Raw genomic sequence first — 20,667 nt, 5'->3', positions numbered from 1 at the left:
TAAAATATTAAAAAATTGGCACACTGAAAAATACTATTAAGTTTTAAAGTAATAGTTATATAAAATAAATTAATAAAATATAAATAAACTAGTGTGCCTTAGTTTTGTTTAAAATAACTTATAATATAATGTTATATTCTATTAAAATCCTTTAACCATAACACGGAAAAAGTTTAAAATCTTAACAATAACAAAAATACCAAATGGAATTAAAATAATTCACGCATCACCTAAAAAGGTCATTAATTGTGGCAATACAGCATAAATTGCTTCTTTAACTTTCATCATTGCTTGTCCTAAACCACTTCAAATAGAACCCATTCCATCTGAAATAGTAGGCTTATCACCAACTGCTAAAAAAATAATTGCTGTTGTTAAATACATCCCTAACATTATTTCGTATCCTCCTTGTTTTCAATTTCTTTTTTATCTTTTTTCTTACCTCGAATTTGGCGAATTTTTTGATAAATTGACAAACCAATTCAAGCAAAAATACCTAATATAATAACAACACTAAATATTGTCGTTAATCAAACTGGCATAATATATCTCCTTTCAATAAATTAAAAAATTGAAATTTGCAAACTCGCTCCGCTCGTTGTCGCTTTGCTCCACTTAAAAAACATTATTGAATAAATTATCCCGCTAATAAATTACGCGGAATAATTTATTCTTTTACTTTTTAATTTCAATATCATTTGTAATCTTATTGACAGTATTAATAACATTATCTTTCCCATACTTTTTCACTAACGACCACAAAATAAAATATTGCTTTGTTTGCATAATTTCAACTCCTTAAAACTAACTTAAAAAAGTTAACTAAATTGATAGTTAACTTTTTATGGTTTGGCATTTACAATTTACAGTTTAAATGTATTTTCATCCGAAGAGTGTATATAAAAAGCGGTCACCTTGGTAATTGGTGTTTCTAATTCAAAATCTTCGATAAAACTAGGACTTTCTTGATTTATATTAGTTTCTCTTTTTATTAATTTTTTTCTTGTTTATTAGTTTTAAAATTAGTAATTTCCAAATTATTTTTTACATCATATAAACTCATGACATTTAATGTTAACATTGGAGCACCAGCAATTGTTAATACACTCACTAAACTTAAAATTTTTTTCACTTCAAATTAACCTTTCTTTCTTAATTTACACTAATATAGTATTATTCTATGTTAAAAAATAAGAAAATCATTTTTTGATATGTAACTTAAAATATCCTCTGATTTAATTAATGGTTTTATGCCTCTTGTATTTACAATTTAACTTTTAAAAAATAAAAAAAATATTGAATTCAATATTTTTTTTATTTTGTTATTTTGAATTTTTTCCTAACAAACTAAACATATTTTTTTTATAAATTTCAACACCAGGTTGATCAAACGGATTTATTTTTAATAAATAAGCTGACATTGCACATGCTTTCATAAATCAATATGATAAATAACCAAACATTTTGTCATCCATTGTCTCAAATTCCAAAATAATGTTAGGAATATGTCCTACTTCGGAATGAGCTGCAATAACACCTTGTATCGCAATTGTGTTGACCTCATGCAATGTTTTTCCTGCTAGATAGTTTAAATCATCAAGGTCTTGCTCTGCTTTGGTTAAAGCAAGATCTAATTGTGGTTTTTTAATTTCAATAACTGTTTCAAATAAGATGTTTTTTGTTCCTTCTTGAATAAATTGACCAAGAGAATGTAAATCTGTTGAAAAAATGCATGATAAAAGTAGTAATCCTTTTGAATCTTTTCCTTCTGATTCTCCAAATAATTGTTTTCATCACTCAGTAATCATCTGCATTTGTAATTCATAACTTACAAGCATTTCAGCTTTATATTTCTTTTCGTGATTCAAAATATAACGCCCAACAGCATATTTATAGGCATGATTAGTTAAATCATCAATTAAAGTGTCTTGATAAGCCTGTTGTGCCCCTTTAAAAACATTATCAACGTCAATGCCACTTACGAGCATTGCAAAAACCCCAACCGGAGTTAAAACTGAATACCTTCCTCCAATATCATCAGGAATGACAAAGGTTTGATATCCTGCTTCATCAGCCAATGTTTTTAATGCGCCTTTATGCTTATCGGTAATGGCAACAATTAATTTTGCCGCTTTTAAAAACCCTTCTTTTTTCTCTAAAAGCTCCTTACATAGACGAAATGCAACCGCTGGTTCTGTTGTTGTTCCAGATTTAGAAACAACACAAATTCCAAATTTCTTATTTTGAAGATACTGTAAAACTTGTGCCGTATAAGTTGAAGACATTGTATTACCAATATAAATTACTTTGGCTTTTTGTTGACTATATAACCCATTAATCATTTCAATCGCAGCACGAGCACCAAGATAACTCCCACCAATTCCAATTACTAATAAAACATCAATTTCATTAGCTAATTGTTTTGCTGTTTGCTTCATTGCTGCAAGTTCTGCTTGATCATAAGTATTTGGTCATTCAACCCAACCTAAAAAATCACTTCCTAGGCCAGTTTTGTCATGAATCATATGGTGAATATCTTTAACTTGTCCTAAATACTTTTCGAAAACAGTTTCACTTAATGCATTAGTAAAATTTACTTTGATCATTTTAATAATATTGCCTGCTTTCTATCTAAAAATTCCTTTGTTTACAAAATTTAAACGTTTTATTTACTTGTTAACGAAGTAATTTTTTCACGTAAAGGTTGAAAACCTGCTCCTGTCTCTTGAATTTGACTGTTGTTCTTCTTCAATAATTCAGGTCGGCAGTTTTTATAACTTAATTTAACCTGTTTTTTAACTGGATCAAAATCAAGTACTTCCACTTCAACATTGTCGCCAACATTAACAAATTCTTTAATATCTCTTACAAAGAAATCTGAAAATTCACTAATATGGATTAAACCAGCAGCATTTTTTAACTCACAGAAAGCACCAAATGGTGTAATATTTGTTATTTTAGCAATAACTTTACTTCCTTTTTCATACATAATTAGTCACATCCCCTTTCTAAAACTGTAATAATTACACCACTATAACTATGAAAATCATTTTCTAAATCAGAAAATATTTTATCAACCTCATATAAAAAGGATTATATTGCCTTACTTTAATAAATTAATGCGATATAACCCGTTATTTTCATTATTATCCCCAATATTCCCCGCTTGATCAGGTTTTGCTTCTTTGTAAGAAGCAGTATACTGACAATTAGGATAATTAGTACATGCTTTAAAACGTTGATAACGTTTATTAAATTTTAAAATAATTTCACCGACTCCACACTCTGGACATGGGCCAAATTTAGGACCAGTTTGGTGAATGTAACGACATTTTGGAAAACCAGAACAAGCAATAAATTTTCCGTATTTTCCATAACGATATACTAAATCACGACCACACTCTGGACAATCAATCCCTGCTTTTTCAACCGGAATCTCTTCCATTAGTTCCATTGCTGCTTCAATTCGTGGTTCAAACCGTTCTCAAAATTCTTTTAATAATGGTTTAGGGTCTGCTTCACCATGGGCAATGACATCTAAACTTTCCTCAATTGTTGAAGTATATGTTTCATTAATAATATCATTAAAATATTCTTGCAACTTGTCGCTTGTTAAAATCCCTTTTTCTGTTGCTTTAATAGCTTTATTTTCTACAATAATATAGCCACGATCTTTTAAAGTTCGCATAATTGGAGCATAAGTTGAAGGACGACCAACACCAATTTCTTCTAATGTTTTAATTAATTTTGCTTCAGAATAACGACTTGGTGGTTTTGTAAAGTGCTGAATCCCAAATAATTCATTTAAATTAATAACTTGGTTTGGTTTTAATGCTGGTAATTTTGCAATTTCTTCATCATCCAATGCTGAACATTTTAAAAAACCATCAAACTGAACCGTGCTTCCAGTCATTCGAAATTCATAATTATTATTATCTAAAATAATTGCTTTGCTTAGTAATTTAGCATTCGCCATCAAGCTAGCAAGCGCACGATTATAAATAATTTTATATAAACGTAATTGATCACGACTTAAATATTCTTTTGCCATATCAGGAGTCATCATCAAATCAGTTGGTCGAATTGCTTCATGCGCATCTTGTACATTTTTTTTGTTTTTAGCAGGAATTTTAACTTCCCCTAAATATTTTTCACCATAGTTAATTGTAATATAATCAAATGCATCTTGAATAAATTTGTCACTTAAACGAATAGAGTCTGTTCGGGGATAACTAATAAATCCCGTAATATCATCTTTTGCCTTAATTCCTTCATATAGTTGTTGAGCAATTAAAGAAGTTTTATTTGAAGCAAAACCTAATTTGCTACTTGCTTCTTGCAACATTGTTGATGTTGTGTGTGGATTAGGGGATTTTCGTTGTTTTTCTGTTTTCTTAATTTGGACAACAACAAAATCTTTTTTTAATGCCTTTTTAACTTTTAAAACATCAGCTTCGACTTTTAAATCAATCTTTTCATCCATAAATTTAGTTAATTTAACAACCGCTTTTTTATACATTCCTTCAACAGTTCAATATTCTTCAGGAACAAAATTTTGTCATTCTTTTTCACGTTCAACGACTAATTTTAACGCAACAGATTGTACTCGTCCCGCTGATTTTGATTTAATCTTTTTTTGTAATAATTTGCTTAATCGAAACCCAATAAAACGATCAAGAATCCGACGTGCTTCTTGTGATTTTACCAAATTCATATCAATATCAGTTTGATGATTAAACGCTTCTAAAACAGCATCTTTTGTAATCTCATTAAAACGAACACGACGTGATTTATCATTACAGTTTAAAACTTCATTTAAATGATATGCAATCGCTTCTCCTTCACGATCGGGATCTGTTGCGAGAATAATTAAATTTGCCGCTTTAGCTTCTTGTTTTAATTTTTTTACCAGTTCTTTTTTCCCACGTTCCATCTTGTAAGTTGGTTCAAAAGTTTCAATATCAACTCCCAGACCATACTCACCCTTTGTTGACAAGTTTTGAATGTGTCCTTCTGAAGATAATACTAAATAACCATCACCAAGATATTTTTCAACTGCCTTTGTTTTTGTGGGGGATTCCATTATTACCAGCGTATTCGCCATTTTTTCTCTCCTTTAAATTGGATAACATTACAATAATTATTATACATAATATTTCAAAAACTATTTAAATTTATTTTTCCAAACTAAAATAGACTCCGAATTTTATTAATAATCATATCAATTGTATTCGCAACACTTGGAACGGTAAAATAAAGAATAACAGCAATCCCAACTAGTAATAAAATTATGCCAATAACAATCATACTAATTCAAAAAGCTTTAACATTAAACTTTGAACGAATTACAACTCCAAGTTGTTTTTCATCAATTTTTTTGTTTCGATTTTTCTTTACTTGATAAAAGTTATCAATTAATTTATCGTATTGCTTTGGTGTAAGACCAAATTCATTCATAACTTCAAACTGATCCATCTTGCTATGACCAAATTCATCAAAAATTTTATCATAAATATCTTGCGCTTGAATTTTTCCCATTAAAGTATTAATTGTATAATTTTTATATGTTCCCTGTATTGGTATCGTGTCAAGAACACCCTTTGTGAAACTATTTTTTAATTCTACTTCTGTTTTATCATCTGCCAATACTTCAACCTTTGTTGAATCTAAATCAATTACGGGTGCATTTGTGTCAAAAAAATCATTTAAATCTTCAGTAAAACTATTATTTAAAGTATCATTATTTTTTGATTCATCAACAATTGATGTGGTTGGGTCATTAAATTCAGTATTGTCAAAAAAGAAATTATGTTCATCATCATCTTCATCAAAGTGATTATCAAAATCATCATCAAAATTAAATAAATCAAAATCATTATTTTCAGACAGGGCATCGATTTTTAATTTTGGTTCAGGTTTAGCAGTATCTTTTACTTCGGATTGATTCTTCACATTTAAACTAGATGGTGAGTCATTTTTTATTACTTCTTCAGTTTCATCTGTTACTGATGTTTCTGGTAAAATTATTGTTTCTGAACTAGTTACAGTTGGAAGTGGAACTTGTTTTTCATTTCGTTTTTCCCAAGCATTAATTAAAGTTTTGTTCAAAGCTTCAGCTTCTTTTAAATGACGAAGCGAAGTATCTAACGTATTTTTTAATTCTTTGTACTCACCACTAGTTGACCTTGGTTGATTACGATTACGACTAATAAACTCATCTAAAATTTCAGAAATATGAATTGCTCAATTGTATTCATCTTCCGCACTAAGGGGACCAACAGGACGACGAAAATCATTATTATAAGTACCTTGGCTTGCTGGTGGACGAGAATTATAACGTGGCGAATAATAATCATCCAAATATTGCTGATTATGATAATCGCCGGGATTACCATACGACGGTGGATTTGTGCCATCACTTCCAGACATTAGATTTGGTGCCGAAGGAAGATTTGAACCCTGATTAATGTTTTGCAAACCATTAGGATTTAACATATTTTGATACGGTTGTGCTGAATCTAACACCGGCGGAGATTGTTGTTGTGATGACATTGGTTGTTGAATTATTGGCGAATAATGGTACTGTGTTAATAATGGGGGATATAAATTTTGCGGTAGGGTATACTGCACTACTGGTGGGGGAGTAGGATATGGATAAAACGGTGAATATGGATATTGATATTGATAATAATTAAAAAAATCAGGATTATGATGAATCCGACAATTATTATGACAAGTTTTACTACGCCCCTCTTTTTTTTTATGTTTTCACCCATATAATTATTCACCCTATTCGCAATTTAATAACTTACATTAATTATAACATAAAAACCAAGAAATATCATTGTCCGACCCTCTAGTGATGGCATTAGGATTATGGTATAATAATTGGCAAAAAGAAATAAATAAAAATAACTGGTTATACCAGTTATCATAACAAGATTCTCATCTAACTACATTAAATAAATTAATTATAAATTTGTTAGGTCGTCTTTTTTAGATTTAAATTTAATAACAACTAAAATTATAATAATTAATAAAATTATTAATCCAAGTATTATTCATATTCAATATAAATTTGTAGTTTTATGATAAGAAAATAATTTATATATTTCATCCTTATTTTTACTATAAAATAAGTTACCTTTAAACGTAGTTAAATTATTAATATTGCCAGTAATCCCTTTTAATTTCGTTGCTTTTTGAGTATTAAGTTGTAAATTATACATGTTTTGACTTGTTCCAAAATAAACATTATTGTGATAATAAACAGCACTTCGGGCAATTTCCGTTTTATTATAACCTTTTATATCAGAATATTGTTTTTCTTTATTATCATAAACAGTAAAAATGTTACCTTCTAAAACATAAATATAATTATTTATAATTACTAAATTACTTACAACATTTTCAAAAGCCAACATCTTATTATTATTTTGATGAATTACGGGAGTAACTTTTTTTGAATTATTTTCTAGTTTATATAAAATTGTATCAGTAAATACACCACTAAAATAAACATTATCATTTTGATCAATTTTCATAGCATAAACATCAAAATAACCAGAAAAACCAGATATTAAAATAACATTATTAATATCTGCATTTAATATTTTTCAAACAATATTTCCTGCAAAATAAACATTATCAGCACTGTCAATTTCAATCGTTCTAATTTCGCCAGTAATCCCACCAACTGATATTACTATGTCAGAACCTTGCTTTAGAACAAAGACACCATTATCAGCACCAAAATAAACATTATTATTACTATCAATAGCAATTGCATTAACAGAATCACTAATTCCACCAATTTTGGTTGGTATTGTTGAACCTTGTTTTAACACAAAGGCTCCATTCTTGATACCAAAATAAATGTTATTTTCACCATCAGCATTAATTATAGTAATAGTACTATCAATATCATTAATTTTTTTAGCAATATTGCTATCATTTTCCAATACATAAGCCCCATTATCAGTATCAAAATAAAGTCTATTTTCATTGGAAAAAGATCCATTTATTGTTTTAATATTATGATTAAAAGAAATTTTTTGTTCTTTTATCTCTTTATTACTGCAACTAACAACATTGCTCGCCCCTATTGTAATTAAACTTATTATTGATAATATATTCAATACTTTTTTCATAATGAAAGCTCCTTTTTTATAATTGTTAAATCGGGTTTCAATTTATTTAATAAGTTTGATATTTAATTTATAATTAATATATGACATAAATCCACCTTTCTAATTGATTTTTCTTGAATAAACTAATTAGAAAGAAGGTCATCCTTTTTTATTCTCTCCCAAAATTACAACACCATCCCCAAAAATAGCGATTGCTTGGTTTTTCAGAAAATATAATAGCATTAGGTTGGAAACAATTAAAAAAGTGAGAGTTAGCCACTCCACTATATGTCTAAATTATTCTATTCGGATGATTCTTTATATATGTAAATAATTTGTAATAGGAGGGTGATTATTTTAAGAATGTCACAAATGATTTATAACAATTCCATTAAATTACCGCCTAACTATTTGGAAAAACAATTATGAAGTAGTTAAAACTCTTAGCATAATTATAACATAGCAAAGTTAAAAACCATACTCGTTACATTTCTTGAATTATATTGTAGTTTTGGGATAAAAAAATAAGGGAGCGCCCCCTATCTAATTAATTTATTACTATGGAATTATGTAAAATGAAGTGCAACAAATCTTATTAGTCAAATAATATAATAAAAATTATAAAAAATCAATTATAAATTTTTAAAAATCAAAATATTTATAATTTTTATTTCATTTTAAAGAAAATTAAGCATACTGAAAAATAATTTATTAAATTACTTCAAATAAACTTATCTAAAATTCTCTAAAAATACCTCTTTTGCTGTTCTTCAATTTAAAATAGGCCTTAATTTTCATTTATAACATTAACTACTCAATCTATTTTTTGTTGACTAATAGGATTAAAATCAGTTCCCTTAGGATATCATTCTCTAAGTTCAGAATTCATATATTCAATTAATGGTTTTTGTTGTGGTTTACCAAGATCGCAAAAATAAATTTGTGTTTCAGCAAATATTTCTAATTCTCTTCATTTGCTAAATTCTTTTCCTCTATCAGTTATTATTCCTTTAATTTTCCCAATTAAATTATTTCTTATAACAATATCTTTAAACTTTTCTACAATTTCATTAGCAGTATGATTTTTTAATTTCATAACAAAATAATTTTTACTATTTTGTTCAACTAAAACCAAATTACTAGATTGATGGTCTTTTCCAACTACGGTATCCATTTCAAATCAACCAACATCAGTCTCTTTATTCTTAATATCTCATATTGATTTAAAATTAATTAATTTACCACGATTATCAAATTTTCCTTTTGTTTTATATTTTTTACCACGATGACGTAAATTCTGTTTTAAAAAACCATAAAAACCCAAACGAATTCATTTATACAATGTTTTAACACAAACAGGAAATTTAATACCAAACTTTATAAAATAACAATGAATAAGTTGTGATGGAGAATCACGATAAACATTAAATCTTATATTAATAAAATTTAATTGTTCTTCTATAAACTTATATCTTTTATTATTCTTTTTTCTTTTCTCATAATACATTTTATCTGACTTATAAGCACTATATTCATTAATCGTTTTAAAACGCTTAATTTCTCGCAAAATAGTACTACGATGTTTATTCAAACATTTAGCAATCTGTGAAATATTTATTTCACCATTCTTTTTTAAAAATAATTTTGATAATAATAATTTTTCCAATTTAACCTTATCAATAAAACTTAATTGATATATGATAAAATCAACTATAGCATTCAAGTAATTTTAATAAAGGAGAAGTAAAATATGAAAAAATGACTTAACATTTTAGGAGCAATCGGATTAACAACAACAAGTACAACATCATTAATTAGTTGTGAAAAACCAAATAACAATGAAAACGGGGGGGTAATAAACCAGAACCCATACCAGACCCACAACAACCACCAGAAAATAGTAATTGAAAGTTAATTAATCAAGAAGAATTTTTAAATTTAGATCAAAAATGAGCTGTTGTTATTTTAGATGATGGTGAAGAAAATATTTGAAGAATTATTAAAATTGATATTATATGAGAAGGATATGCAACTAGATTAAAAGTTTTAAATAATTTAATATCGGCCAATCATTCTAAATATAAACCTAAATTTTATATGTGAAATCAAAATAATGAACCTGAAACACCAACAGCTGATAAAGATACTGGTAAAATTACAAACTGAAAAGAATAAAAGGAACTTAATAGTTCCTTTTTAAATTAATCGTACAAATTTCATAAAAATAATTAATAGGAATATATTTGTTATTGTATTATATAATGCTGGACTAAATTTTCACACCTCAAATGTCTGACTAAAAAAACTATATATTGTTTGAAAAATCTTACCAACACCACTTGCTAATTCATTTACTTGTTTTACACCAGGAATATTATTTACAATTCATATTGCCGCATTTCTGATATGACACGCTAAATTATACCAACTACAACTTTCATATTGTGCTTGTCATCATTGCCCATCAGGAAATAATCCACCATTATTTATTTCTTGTCAGTTATAAATACCAAAATTAAAATCATAATATCGATACATATCATTTTCTTTTTGTGCTTGTAATTCAAAAACATTATAACCGATTTTTTGTTCTTCAATTTTTTTGTATTTTAAACCATATTTATCTTTTAAAGCACCTTCAAAAACATAACCCTCATTTTGATTAATATTATAATTATTTGCAACTGAAAAATCATAATTAAATACATTACCATAATTTGTATTATAAAATCGATTTTTAAATGCTGAATACAATTTAATATCCAACTGATTATATTTATCTGAAAAATAAAAATAACGAGGATAAATCTTAAAACCATTATTTGCTAATAAACCATACTTTTTATTATATCCTTGTACATAAGTATTATTTTCTAAATCAAAAATCGTTCGTAAATAATCTTTATAAAAATTTTGAGAAACTGTAAACATACTATTTAATAATTTTTCAAATTGACTTTTATTAGTATTATTTTCATCAATTAAAACATCTCTAAAATTAACTAATTTCAAACCAAAAAAGTTAATTAAAACAGTATCATATTGTAAATTATCAATATACCCACTTTCAATAAAATTACTACGATTTTGAAATACAGGCACCAAAGCGTGTGCAAAAAATGCTTTTAAAAACTTATTAATATCAATTTGACTTTTCATCTGTTCAAAAACGTATTTACCAGTATTAGGAGTACTACTTTGATTATAATTATAAGTTTCAGCACTAAAATTAAAGATACTATCTTTTTCTTTCATAAAAGTAAACAAAAAACCTAAATCATCAGTATATCGATAACTATTTGCATTATTACCATCCCAATATTGTTTAAAATGTGTTAATTCTAAACTACCAGCAACAATATTTTTATGCTCATCAATGGTTAAAATCATTCGATAAATTGATTTTCTAGTTAAAATAATATCAGGTTTTCAATCTAATTTTTCCATATTATTAATAATTTCAAAATCAAAAATTATTCTTTGACTACCTAAATTTGGGTCATCATAATCGGGGTTACCACCTTGCTGAACTCGAATATTTTCTTGCACAATAGCATTAATATACTTTAATAAAAAAGAGCGCGTATTTTGATACTGATTGTCAGTATAAAAGATTACTTTACCAGTATCTTTATCAGCTGTTGGTGTTTCAGGTTCATTATTTTGATTTCACATATAAAATTTAGGTTTATATTTAGAATGATTGGCCGATATTAAATTATTTAAAACTTTTAATCTAGTTGCATATCCTTCTCATATAATATCAATTTTAATAATTCTTCAAATATTTTCTTCACCATCATCTAAAATAACAACAGCTCATTTTTGATCTAAATTTAAAAATTCTTCTTGATTAATTAAACTTCAATTTTGAAACATTAACTTAACAATTTGTAAATTATCAACACTTTTTTCTAATTTATTAATAACTTCAACAGTATTAAAATACTTTGCAAAAGAATAAGAAAAATTAGTTAATTCTTTTAAAAATTGTTTTTTATCAATGTCATAAAATTTATCAATATTATACTGCTTAACATAACTATCTCAATTTTTATATAAATCCATAAATTCATCACTCGGCTTATCAAATGAAATTCCCGTTGAATAACTATCCTTTAAAAAATCTAAATATCATTTATCATTATAAATTAATGATTGTGATGTTTTTAAAGTCGGATTAATAAAATAATTTGTTTCAGACCAATTTTCAAAAAAACTACTGCGTAAAAACATTGTATTAATAAAATCAGTTTCATTCATTCCCGTTGTTTGTTGATTAACAGTATAATTTTGCTGATTTAATGGTTTAAATGCTGTTAAAGTAATAAAAGGAATAATTAACCCTAAAATACCTAAAATAGATATAACAAATAAAGATAATGACTTACGCATTATTTTTTACCACCTTTTCTTTTTTTCTTTTATTAATTTAATAATTTGAGTAAATAGATAACCATAAAAATAATGAATTACTAAAATATATCATAATATATCAAATCATAAACCATAAATTATATAACCATTTATACCAGCATATTTCTCTTTTAATTCATCAATAGTTGAAACTGCATCTAAGACACATACAAGCGTTAATGAAAAACTTAATAATAAGATACAAAATTAAATCAACCCAAAAAATAAATAAACCATTTTTATGTTTCTTTTCATTTTTATTATCCATAAATTCAACTCCTAACTATACAATGTTTTTGAAACAATAAACCCAACAATATATAAACTTGATATCGTTAACATTAACGGATGACTAAACAAAATTGCCATTTTACCAAACAACGAAAGTAAAAAAGTGTCTGAATTATATAAATCCATAATAATATTTTTTGCTGATGTTAATTGATTTATAATGACTGTAATAAATCCTGTTCCAAAAATAGCGATTGCCACAACTAACAAAACTAATCTAATCATTATTTATTCACTCTCCAATATCCTTGTTCTCTTGTTTTTGCTTGTTTTGCTAAACTTGATAATTGTTGCTTATTACGATTAATTTTAAACTGTTTACGCTCTTTAATATGTTTTTGGATACCTTGTTTATTATCTGAAACTCCACGAACTGTTGCAGAATAAATATTTGATACACCCGTGTGTACTGTTGAACCTAATTCGTTGTATTGGGTTTTTGTTCCGTGAATAGCATAAATAGATAACTTAACAACCATAAAAAAGATAATAAAATAAGCAATTGTCGTATTTGTCATCGGTAATTTTGTATTTCAAATTACATCAAAAATAAAACTAAAAATCTTATCTCAATTACTACTTTCTGAATAATAAATTAATCACTTTTACCACTTCCTTTTTCTTTTTTAGGTTTTAAATTCTTTTTCAAAATATCAATATCAAACAATTCTAACCGCTCTTTAACACTTAATTTAGTAATTTCTGACCAATAGTATTCTTTGTTATTAATTATTTCATCATTTTTTAAATCACGAACAAACTTTAATCATTGACTATCATATTTTTGTGCAAATTCTAACAGAATAATTATTTTAAAAAACCGAATTCCTAACCCAACATCCGACTTATGTTTTACTCGCTTACCTTCTGCTGTTCGTTCTACTGATTTTGTTTTTCAAATTTCATAATCAGTAATATCTTAAAAAATGCCAATTCGTATAATAAAGAACCGATTAAAAAAATTAAATCCTTTTTTAGCAATAGGTTTTTTCAGTGAAATTGGAATAATAATACCACTTGCTAATTGTCGGATATTATTTCAAATCATACCCTCACGTTGAACTGTAAACAAAGCACGATTACCAAAATGTCTTGCTAAAACAATTCACGGAATTTTACCACTATGAACTTTTTTCTCATCGTGAGGACTAGTTCCATCAATATATAAATAACTTTCATCAAATAAAATAACACTATCATCAGGGAGAACTGGTTTTGTTCTATCTGTAAAATCTAAATTTTTAAATGTTAAAACTTTAACTTTATCATCTTCTAACGGATAATTACTATAAATTTTATCTGTTAATAATTTCATAGTTTGTGATAAATAAGTTAAAAGTAAAGTTTTTCCAGTTCCTAATTTACCAATAATAACTGATAACGGATTATCTCAAACAAAATTAACTAACCGAAAAGCATTTAACTGATAAAATATGTTTTTTCAAACTCATCATACAAAATAAACACATTGCAAAGCAAACAATAATCAGAATACTAAACCAGTATAATTTAATGAAATTATTCAAAGTAATAAATCAATTAAACTAAACAAAATCATTGAACCGCTAATATAACAATAATTTTTTAGAAAAAATATAAACTTTTTCATTTTACCTCCAATAGTTATTTACAATTAAACTAATTATTATTATGGTTTTCTCTCCCCACAAATCAAAAAGGAGAATGATAAAAATTAAGAAAATTTTAAAAATAATTTCAATATTATTGCCTATTTATTGTAATTATAAACTTTTTAATTAATCCTATCGGAAAATTAATTACTACAATTAATTTTGTAGAATGAATATTTAAGAATATTAGTCAAATAAATGCAAAAGAAATATTTTTTACAACATTATTTATATTAATAATTACTGCATTCATAATGAAAATATATATTATATTCAAAAAAGATTTTAAAATTTTGTGGGGAGAGAAAACCATAATAATAACAAAATTTAATTATTTAAAACAACTGACTATTTTAAAAACCATTCACAACAAAAACCAAGTTAAAAATAAAATAACAATTCAAACACCAACCATCAGAGTTAAATATTCATTTTGCGTTAAATTTCAAGTTGTAATACTTTCAACATTTGTTTTAGTTATAAACAAAAAGATATGAATAAAAAACTCTTTTAGTTTTTCTCAATCATTTTGCATCTTTAAAAACTCCACATTTTTTGAATAAGTTTAAAAAACATTCCAAAAAATAAAACTATAAATAATACAAACGATATCACATATAAAAATTCAGGGGCATTTGAACCAATAATATAACTAACAAATTGAACTCAATAATCATATAAACTCATTTAATTTAAACTTTCTAAATCATTGGTTAATTGTTGTACTTTTTCATCATTTCAATTTATTAAATTATTATTGTTATTATTTGCTTTTACTTTTTTAGGTTCATTTAAAAATAATGCTTTGTGCATACTTTTAAAATAATTTTGTTTATATTGATTATACAAATTAATTAATTCTGTTCCAGTTAAATACTTTCAAATATGACGTTTTAAATTTTCATCATATTTTACAATAGGATAAGAATTATCATAAATCAAACCAATAGCTACTTGATCAGAATGTTTTTCACTAAAATAAATAAACTTATTACTTAATCAAAAACCAATATGTTTATTATGATTAGGCAAATTTATAAAACTTGCTTTATCTGTTTCAAAAGGGATAAATTCCTTAGAAATAAAATAATTTGCTATATTCTGATTTTTCTTATAAAAATTACTCAATTTTATCAACTCCTTAATAAACATTGTTTCTAATTAACAATGTTATATTTAATGTTTATATATTGCTTATTTATTGATAAAAACATTAATTATTAACAATGTTATACATAATGTTAATATATTGTTTATTTAATGTTTAATAAACACTGTTAATAAACATTGTTAAATATAAAAATAATAAAAATTGGCACACTGAAAAATACTATTAAGTTTTAAAATATAAAATAAATTAATAAAAAACGAATAAACTAGTGTGCCTTAGTTTTTTACTACTAAAATCCTTTAACCATAACACGGAAAAAGTTTAAAATCTTAACAATAACAAAAATACCAAATGGAATTAAAATAATTCACGCATCACCTAAAAAGGTCATTAATTGTGGCAATACAGCATAAATTGCTTCTTTAACTTTCATCATTGCTTGTCCTAAACCACTTCAAATAGAACCCATTCCATCTGAAATAGTAGGCTTATCACCAACTGCTAAAAAAATAATTGCTGTTGTTAAATACATCCCTAACATTATTTCTTATCCTCCTTATTTTCAATTTCTTTTTTATCTTTTTTCTTTCCTCGAATTTGGCAAATTTTTTTGATAAATTGATAAACCAATTCAAGCAAAAATCCCTAATATAATAACAACACTAAATATTGTCGTTAATCAAACTGGCACAACTTAATTCCTCCTAAAATCTAATTTTCGCGACACGCTCCGCGTGTTCGCTACGCTCAAAATAAACAATATTGAATAAATTACCGCTAATAAATTACGCGGATAATTTATTCATCTTCTTTTACATTATTAATTACAATATTATTAACAGTATTAATAACATTATCTTTTCCATACTTAATTACTAAGGACCACAAAATAAAATAATGTTTCTTTTCAATAAAAAATCAACCCCTTTCTGAGTTGATTTGTTGCACTTCACTTACACGATGCCTTCCTAAAGCGTTTCCCCCTAACGCAACAACTATTCTTGACATAAATTTACATATCCTTTCTTATTATTAGAATCAAGGCCCAGTATTTGAAATTGGTAATAAAGTACCAATTGCCAACAAGACAATTGACCCAACAGTAATCCCAACAAGTAACGGCCATGATGCTTTAATAAAGCGATCATATGGAACTTTTGAGATTGATAATGCTGCCATTAAAATTGCACTAGTTGGTGAAATTAAGTTAATAATTCCATTAGCAAATGAAAAGGCAGTAATTGTTCCTGATGCTAATCCAGTTGAAACTCCATTCGCAACTGGTCCTAAAATTGGAAAGACCGCTGTTGCAAATCCTGAAGTTGATGGAATTACAAAGGAAATAATTAAGAAGAAGAAGAACGCCACCATAATAAAGCCAGTTTTTTCTAATGACGACATTGGTGAAGATAATCCACTAACTAATTTAGTTTGCATTCCAGTATTAGTCATAATGAAACCAATCCCAGCAGCAAACGCAATAATTAAACACACTGATAAAATATCAGCTGATCCACGAATAAAACTATTAACAGAGTTTTCTTCTCCTTTTCAGTTAATTAATGCAATAATGATTGACGCAATAAAGAATAACGCCGAAATTTCCATAAAATATCATTGGCCTAATGGCGCAAAGAAATGTGCAATTCATGGAGCGTGTTTGCTAACTAACTCTGTAAAATCAATAAATATCGGAATTCCAAATTTATCTCACCCAATTAAGGCAAAAATCATTAAAACAAAGGCAATCATAAAAATGGCCATAATTGCTTTTCGTTTCTTATTATATTCAGGTAAATCAGCAACAATTGCAAATTCTGCTTCATAGAAATCTTTTTTATCAAATAATGGTGATTCCCCTGGAGTACGACGAACTCGTAACGCATATCAAACAACAAAGGCAATTCCCCCTGCCGTTAGTAATAATCATGATACTACTCTTCAAACAATTCCTGTTGATGATGTTAAATCAAGAACACCAGCATTAGAAACTGCAATTTGAACTACAAATGGGTTTAAAGTTGACCCAATACATCCAATTCCAGCTCCCAACAAAATTGTCATAACAGCTGTCAAGACATCAAATCCAGCAGCTAATAAAACCGGAATAATAACAGGATATAACGCAATCGTTTCTTCTCCCATTCCGTAAGTTGTTCCTCCAACTGAAAATAAAAACATTACAATTGGAATAATTCAAATTTCGCGACCTTTCATTTTTGCTACTAATCGCCCAATTCCGGCATCTAATGCTTTGGATTCAATAACAATTCCTAAGAATCCTCCCAGCACTAAGATAAAGACAATAACATCAACTTTATCTTTAAATCCTTCCATTGGGGCTAAAAATAAGTCAAAAATCCCAGCTGGTCCTCCAGCATGCGTTTTTCCATCCGCATCAGCATAAGACCCTGTTGTTCCTGGAATTCAAGAAATAATAATAATTAACAACGTAATTCCTAATAAAATTGTGAATGCTGTTGGTAATTTAAACTTAAACTTCTTTTTCTTTTTTACATCCATTTCTGTAAACCTTTCTGAATTCTATTTTTCAATAAATTCTAACCACAAATTGTTGCTAGCATTACTGCTTTAATAGTGTGTAAACGATTTTCCGCTTCTTCAAAAACACGTGAATATTTTGATTGAAATACTTCATCAGTAACTTCCAATTCACCAGTTCCTCCGAATTGTTTAATCACTTGTTGTGCAGTATCAGTTTCAGCATCGTGGAAACTTGGTAAACAATGCAAGAAAATAACATCTTCTTTTGCTTGTTTCATTTTTTCCATTGTTACTTGGTATGGTGTTAAATCTTTAATTCTTTGGCCTCACACTGATGGATCTTCTCCCATCGATACTCATACATCAGTTGCAATAGCATCAGCATCCTTTGCTGCTGTTTTATGATCTTCAGTCAAAGTAATTGATCCACCATGTTCTTTTGCAATAGCTTCTACTTTTTTTAACAATTCTTTGTCTGGTCATAAATCTTTTGGTGCACAAGCAACAAAATGCATTCCTAATTTAGCACTAACAACCATATAACTATTTGCCATATTAAAACGCGAATCTCCAAAGTAAACAAATTTTAACCCCTTCATGTTACGACGACCTTTTTCTTCTTGCAATGTTAAAATGTCAGCTAACATTTGTGTTGGGTGAAATTCATCAGTTAAACCGTTTCAAACTGGTACTCCTGAATATTTTGCTAAAGCTTCAACATCAGTCTGTTTGAAACCACGGAATTGAATTCCATCAAACATTCTTCCTAATACTTTTGCTGTATCTTCAATTGATTCTTTTTTCCCCATTTGACTACCGCTTGGTCCTAAATAAACGGGGTGCATTCCTAAATCAAATGCTCCTACTTCAAATGCACATCTTGTTCGTGTTGAATCCTTTGCAAATAACAAAGCAACAGATTTACCAGCTAATGGTTTTTGTTCTGTTCCAGCATATTTTGCATCTTTCAATTGTTTTGCTAAATCTAATAAATAATAAATTTCTCTTTGTGTGAAATCTAATAAAGTTAAAAAACTTCTTCCTTTTAAATTTACAGCCATATTATTTTTTCTCTCCTTTTAAATATAATATTAATGTTTTAAATATCTTCTCTTCAAATTGGCATTGACATACAACGAGGTCCACCACGTCCTCGTGATAATTCAGATGAATCAATGACATGAACTTTAACTCCTGCTGCTTTTAATTCTTCAATCGTAATATGATTACGTGAATAAGCAATTACTTCACCAGGGCGAACTGTAATTACATTTGTTCCATCATTTCATTGTTCTCTTGCTTGGGCAATTGGGTCTTCTCCACCACATTTAAAAATATGTACTGGTTTCCCTACTTCTGCTGATAAATAATCTTTAATTGTTTCTTTAATTTCTGTAACCCCATTTTTTGTGATCTCAAAAATTTTAAATTCACCCATTGCTTCAAAAATTAATGGATGAGCAATAAATTTATCATAGTCAATGTTTGTAAAAACAGTATCTAAGTGCATAAAAGCACGATTTTTTGTTTTTAAATCTAACGCAATTACTTTTTCGTAACTAACTGAATCATTTTCAATTAAATTTTTTGCTACCTTTTTAATTGCTTCCATTGATGTCCGTTGTGATGCACCAATAATTAATGTTTTTTTGTTTAAGACTAAAATGTCTCCACCTTCTAAAGTTTCTTTTTCATCACGACTATATCAATAATTAATTTTATCTTTAAAACGTGGGTGATGTCTTAAAACAACATCAGAAAATAATGTTTCACGATTTCTTGTTACCGTAAACATTTTGTGGATAGTTGCTCCATTCCCAATTGATGCAAATGGATCACGTTGAAATAAAATATTTGGTAGAGAATCAACCGCTAACGGATAATCATCAGTTATCTCAACTCCTAATTCATATTTTGTCACTCCCGCAATCATTTTATTAACAAGAGCTTGATTATCTAATTTGTCTAAATAAGTACGTAATTTACTAATATACTCTGCTTTTGCACCAGATTCTTTTAAAAATTGGTCTAGTAAAGTTTGCCGCATTTTTGAATCAGTTTCTAAAACTTCAGCGACTAATTTTTCAATATATAAAACTTCTACGCCTAAATCTTTAAAAACTTTTGCAAAAGCATCATGTTCTTTTTGCGCAACTGCTAAATCTGGTGTATCATCAAACAATAACCTTTCTAACAAATCTGGTGATAAATTAGCCAATTCATCGCCAGGTCAATGTAATAAAACGGTTTTTAGTTTACCGATTTCTGAGTAAACATTAATACCATATTTTTCTGCCATGTTACATTTCCTCTTTCTACGTTAATCTTTAATAAAATACTTTAACAAAAATATTTTATTAAAAAATTTTAAAGATAAAGATGCAAAAAAGTAAAAAACAAGTTGTTTTTAAATATGCAGGATGCTTATCAAGTTGTAATATTTTAATATCATTTAAATAAATATACTTTTTTGTATTCGTTGTTCTCCTAGCACGATATATATTTATTGAACAATATGACTTTTACATATTGCAGAAGTAAAGATGCCATTCCTTACTTTTTTATCCTTATATGTTTTTAATAT

19 protein-coding genes and 3 pseudogenes are annotated in these 20,667 nt (G+C 27.1%); 1 reads left to right on the top strand and 21 read right to left on the bottom strand.

All coding sequences use genetic code 4. The features are described 5' to 3' along the window. Positions 1-141: 141 nt before the first annotated feature. The 9 genes and pseudogenes from ACOBWH_RS01780 to ACOBWH_RS01740 all read right to left on the bottom strand — a co-directional run bounded on the left by ACOBWH_RS01780 (position 142) and on the right by ACOBWH_RS01740 (position 9,831). Positions 142-393, bottom strand: a complete 252-nt coding sequence (locus ACOBWH_RS01780) for a hypothetical protein (protein WP_424526802.1) — start codon at positions 391-393, stop codon at positions 142-144. Then, positions 393-542, bottom strand: a complete 150-nt coding sequence (locus ACOBWH_RS01775; RefSeq protein WP_424526751.1) for a hypothetical protein — start codon at positions 540-542, stop codon at positions 393-395. Before ACOBWH_RS01775 ends, ACOBWH_RS01780 begins: the two co-directional genes overlap by 1 nt. Before the next feature lie 449 nt (positions 543-991). Continuing rightward, a complete protein-coding gene (locus ACOBWH_RS01770; RefSeq protein WP_424526812.1) occupies positions 992-1,132 on the bottom strand; it encodes a hypothetical protein in 141 nt (46 codons plus the stop codon). Positions 1,133-1,322: 190 nt separating this feature from the next. After that, positions 1,323-2,606 (bottom strand): glucose-6-phosphate isomerase, encoded by a 1,284-nt coding sequence (locus ACOBWH_RS01765; protein ID WP_424526811.1) that lies wholly within the window; start codon positions 2,604-2,606, stop codon positions 1,323-1,325. A gap of 59 nt (positions 2,607-2,665) precedes the next feature. Next, positions 2,666-2,989, bottom strand: a complete 324-nt coding sequence (locus ACOBWH_RS01760) for a S1 RNA-binding domain-containing protein (RefSeq protein ID WP_424526810.1) — start codon at positions 2,987-2,989, stop codon at positions 2,666-2,668. Positions 2,990-3,103: 114 nt separating this feature from the next. Next, positions 3,104-5,104: a type I DNA topoisomerase gene (gene topA / locus ACOBWH_RS01755; RefSeq protein ID WP_424526809.1), complete on the bottom strand. Its 2,001-nt coding sequence runs from the start codon at positions 5,102-5,104 to the stop codon at positions 3,104-3,106. Positions 5,105-5,187: 83 nt separating this feature from the next. Next, positions 5,188-6,552, bottom strand: a complete 1,365-nt coding sequence (locus ACOBWH_RS01750; protein WP_424526808.1) for a hypothetical protein — start codon at positions 6,550-6,552, stop codon at positions 5,188-5,190. 419 nt (positions 6,553-6,971) lie between these two features. Then, positions 6,972-8,150, bottom strand: coding sequence for a hypothetical protein (locus tag ACOBWH_RS01745; RefSeq protein WP_424526807.1), 1,179 nt, complete (start codon positions 8,148-8,150; stop codon positions 6,972-6,974). Positions 8,151-8,860: 710 nt separating this feature from the next. Further along, positions 8,861-9,831, bottom strand: a pseudogene (locus ACOBWH_RS01740) (IS30 family transposase). A gap of 48 nt (positions 9,832-9,879) precedes the next feature. Between ACOBWH_RS01740 and ACOBWH_RS01735 the strand changes: the two are divergent. Then, on the top strand, positions 9,880-10,044 hold the full coding sequence (locus ACOBWH_RS01735; RefSeq protein ID WP_424526806.1) for a lipoprotein: 165 nt from the start codon (positions 9,880-9,882) through the stop codon (positions 10,042-10,044). Positions 10,045-10,325: 281 nt separating this feature from the next. Here the strand turns inward: ACOBWH_RS01735 and ACOBWH_RS01730 are convergent, their stop codons facing one another. The 12 genes and pseudogenes from ACOBWH_RS01730 to ACOBWH_RS01675 form a co-directional block, all read right to left on the bottom strand. Further along, on the bottom strand, positions 10,326-12,524 hold the full coding sequence (locus ACOBWH_RS01730; protein WP_424526805.1) for a spiroplasma phage ORF1-like family protein: 2,199 nt from the start codon (positions 12,522-12,524) through the stop codon (positions 10,326-10,328). 300 nt (positions 12,525-12,824) lie between these two features. Next, positions 12,825-13,061, bottom strand: coding sequence for a hypothetical protein (locus tag ACOBWH_RS01725; RefSeq protein WP_127093491.1), 237 nt, complete (start codon positions 13,059-13,061; stop codon positions 12,825-12,827). Then, positions 13,061-13,435, bottom strand: a complete 375-nt coding sequence (locus ACOBWH_RS01720) for a hypothetical protein (RefSeq protein ID WP_424527371.1) — start codon at positions 13,433-13,435, stop codon at positions 13,061-13,063. The genes ACOBWH_RS01725 and ACOBWH_RS01720 overlap by 1 nt, the downstream gene beginning before the upstream one ends. Then, positions 13,432-14,445: pseudogene (locus ACOBWH_RS01715) on the bottom strand (hypothetical protein). The gene ACOBWH_RS01720 and the pseudogene ACOBWH_RS01715 overlap by 4 nt, the downstream one beginning before the upstream one ends. Before the next feature lie 353 nt (positions 14,446-14,798). Next, entirely contained in the window at positions 14,799-15,002 is a 204-nt protein-coding gene (locus tag ACOBWH_RS01710; protein ID WP_424526804.1) for a DUF2649 family protein, read from the bottom strand. Between the two features lie 152 nt (positions 15,003-15,154). After that, complete coding sequence (locus tag ACOBWH_RS01705; protein ID WP_424526803.1) at positions 15,155-15,595, bottom strand: DUF3627 domain-containing protein; 441 nt, start codon at positions 15,593-15,595, stop codon at positions 15,155-15,157. A 272-nt stretch (positions 15,596-15,867) separates the two neighbouring features. Then, positions 15,868-16,119, bottom strand: a complete 252-nt coding sequence (locus ACOBWH_RS01700) for a hypothetical protein (protein WP_424526802.1) — start codon at positions 16,117-16,119, stop codon at positions 15,868-15,870. Continuing rightward, positions 16,119-16,269, bottom strand: a pseudogene (locus tag ACOBWH_RS01695) (hypothetical protein). Before ACOBWH_RS01695 ends, ACOBWH_RS01700 begins: the two are co-directional and overlap by 1 nt. Positions 16,270-16,376: 107 nt before the next feature. Next, positions 16,377-16,586: a hypothetical protein gene (locus ACOBWH_RS01690; protein WP_424527472.1), complete on the bottom strand. Its 210-nt coding sequence runs from the start codon at positions 16,584-16,586 to the stop codon at positions 16,377-16,379. A gap of 24 nt (positions 16,587-16,610) precedes the next feature. Beyond that, on the bottom strand, positions 16,611-18,101 hold the full coding sequence (locus ACOBWH_RS01685; protein WP_424526801.1) for a YfcC family protein: 1,491 nt from the start codon (positions 18,099-18,101) through the stop codon (positions 16,611-16,613). A gap of 38 nt (positions 18,102-18,139) precedes the next feature. Then, entirely contained in the window at positions 18,140-19,144 is a 1,005-nt protein-coding gene (argF, locus tag ACOBWH_RS01680; protein ID WP_424526800.1) for an ornithine carbamoyltransferase, read from the bottom strand. Positions 19,145-19,182: 38 nt separating this feature from the next. Continuing rightward, a complete protein-coding gene (locus tag ACOBWH_RS01675; protein WP_424526799.1) occupies positions 19,183-20,382 on the bottom strand; it encodes an arginine deiminase in 1,200 nt (399 codons plus the stop codon). Positions 20,383-20,667: the final 285 nt, after the last annotated feature.

This window comes from Spiroplasma endosymbiont of Glossina fuscipes fuscipes (assembly GCF_049669535.1).
Classification (GTDB): Bacteria; Bacillota_I; Bacilli_A; order Mycoplasmatales; family Mycoplasmataceae; genus Spiroplasma.
The sequence above is the reverse complement of the archived record's forward strand: the minus strand, read 5'-3'. Positions and strand labels throughout refer to the sequence as shown.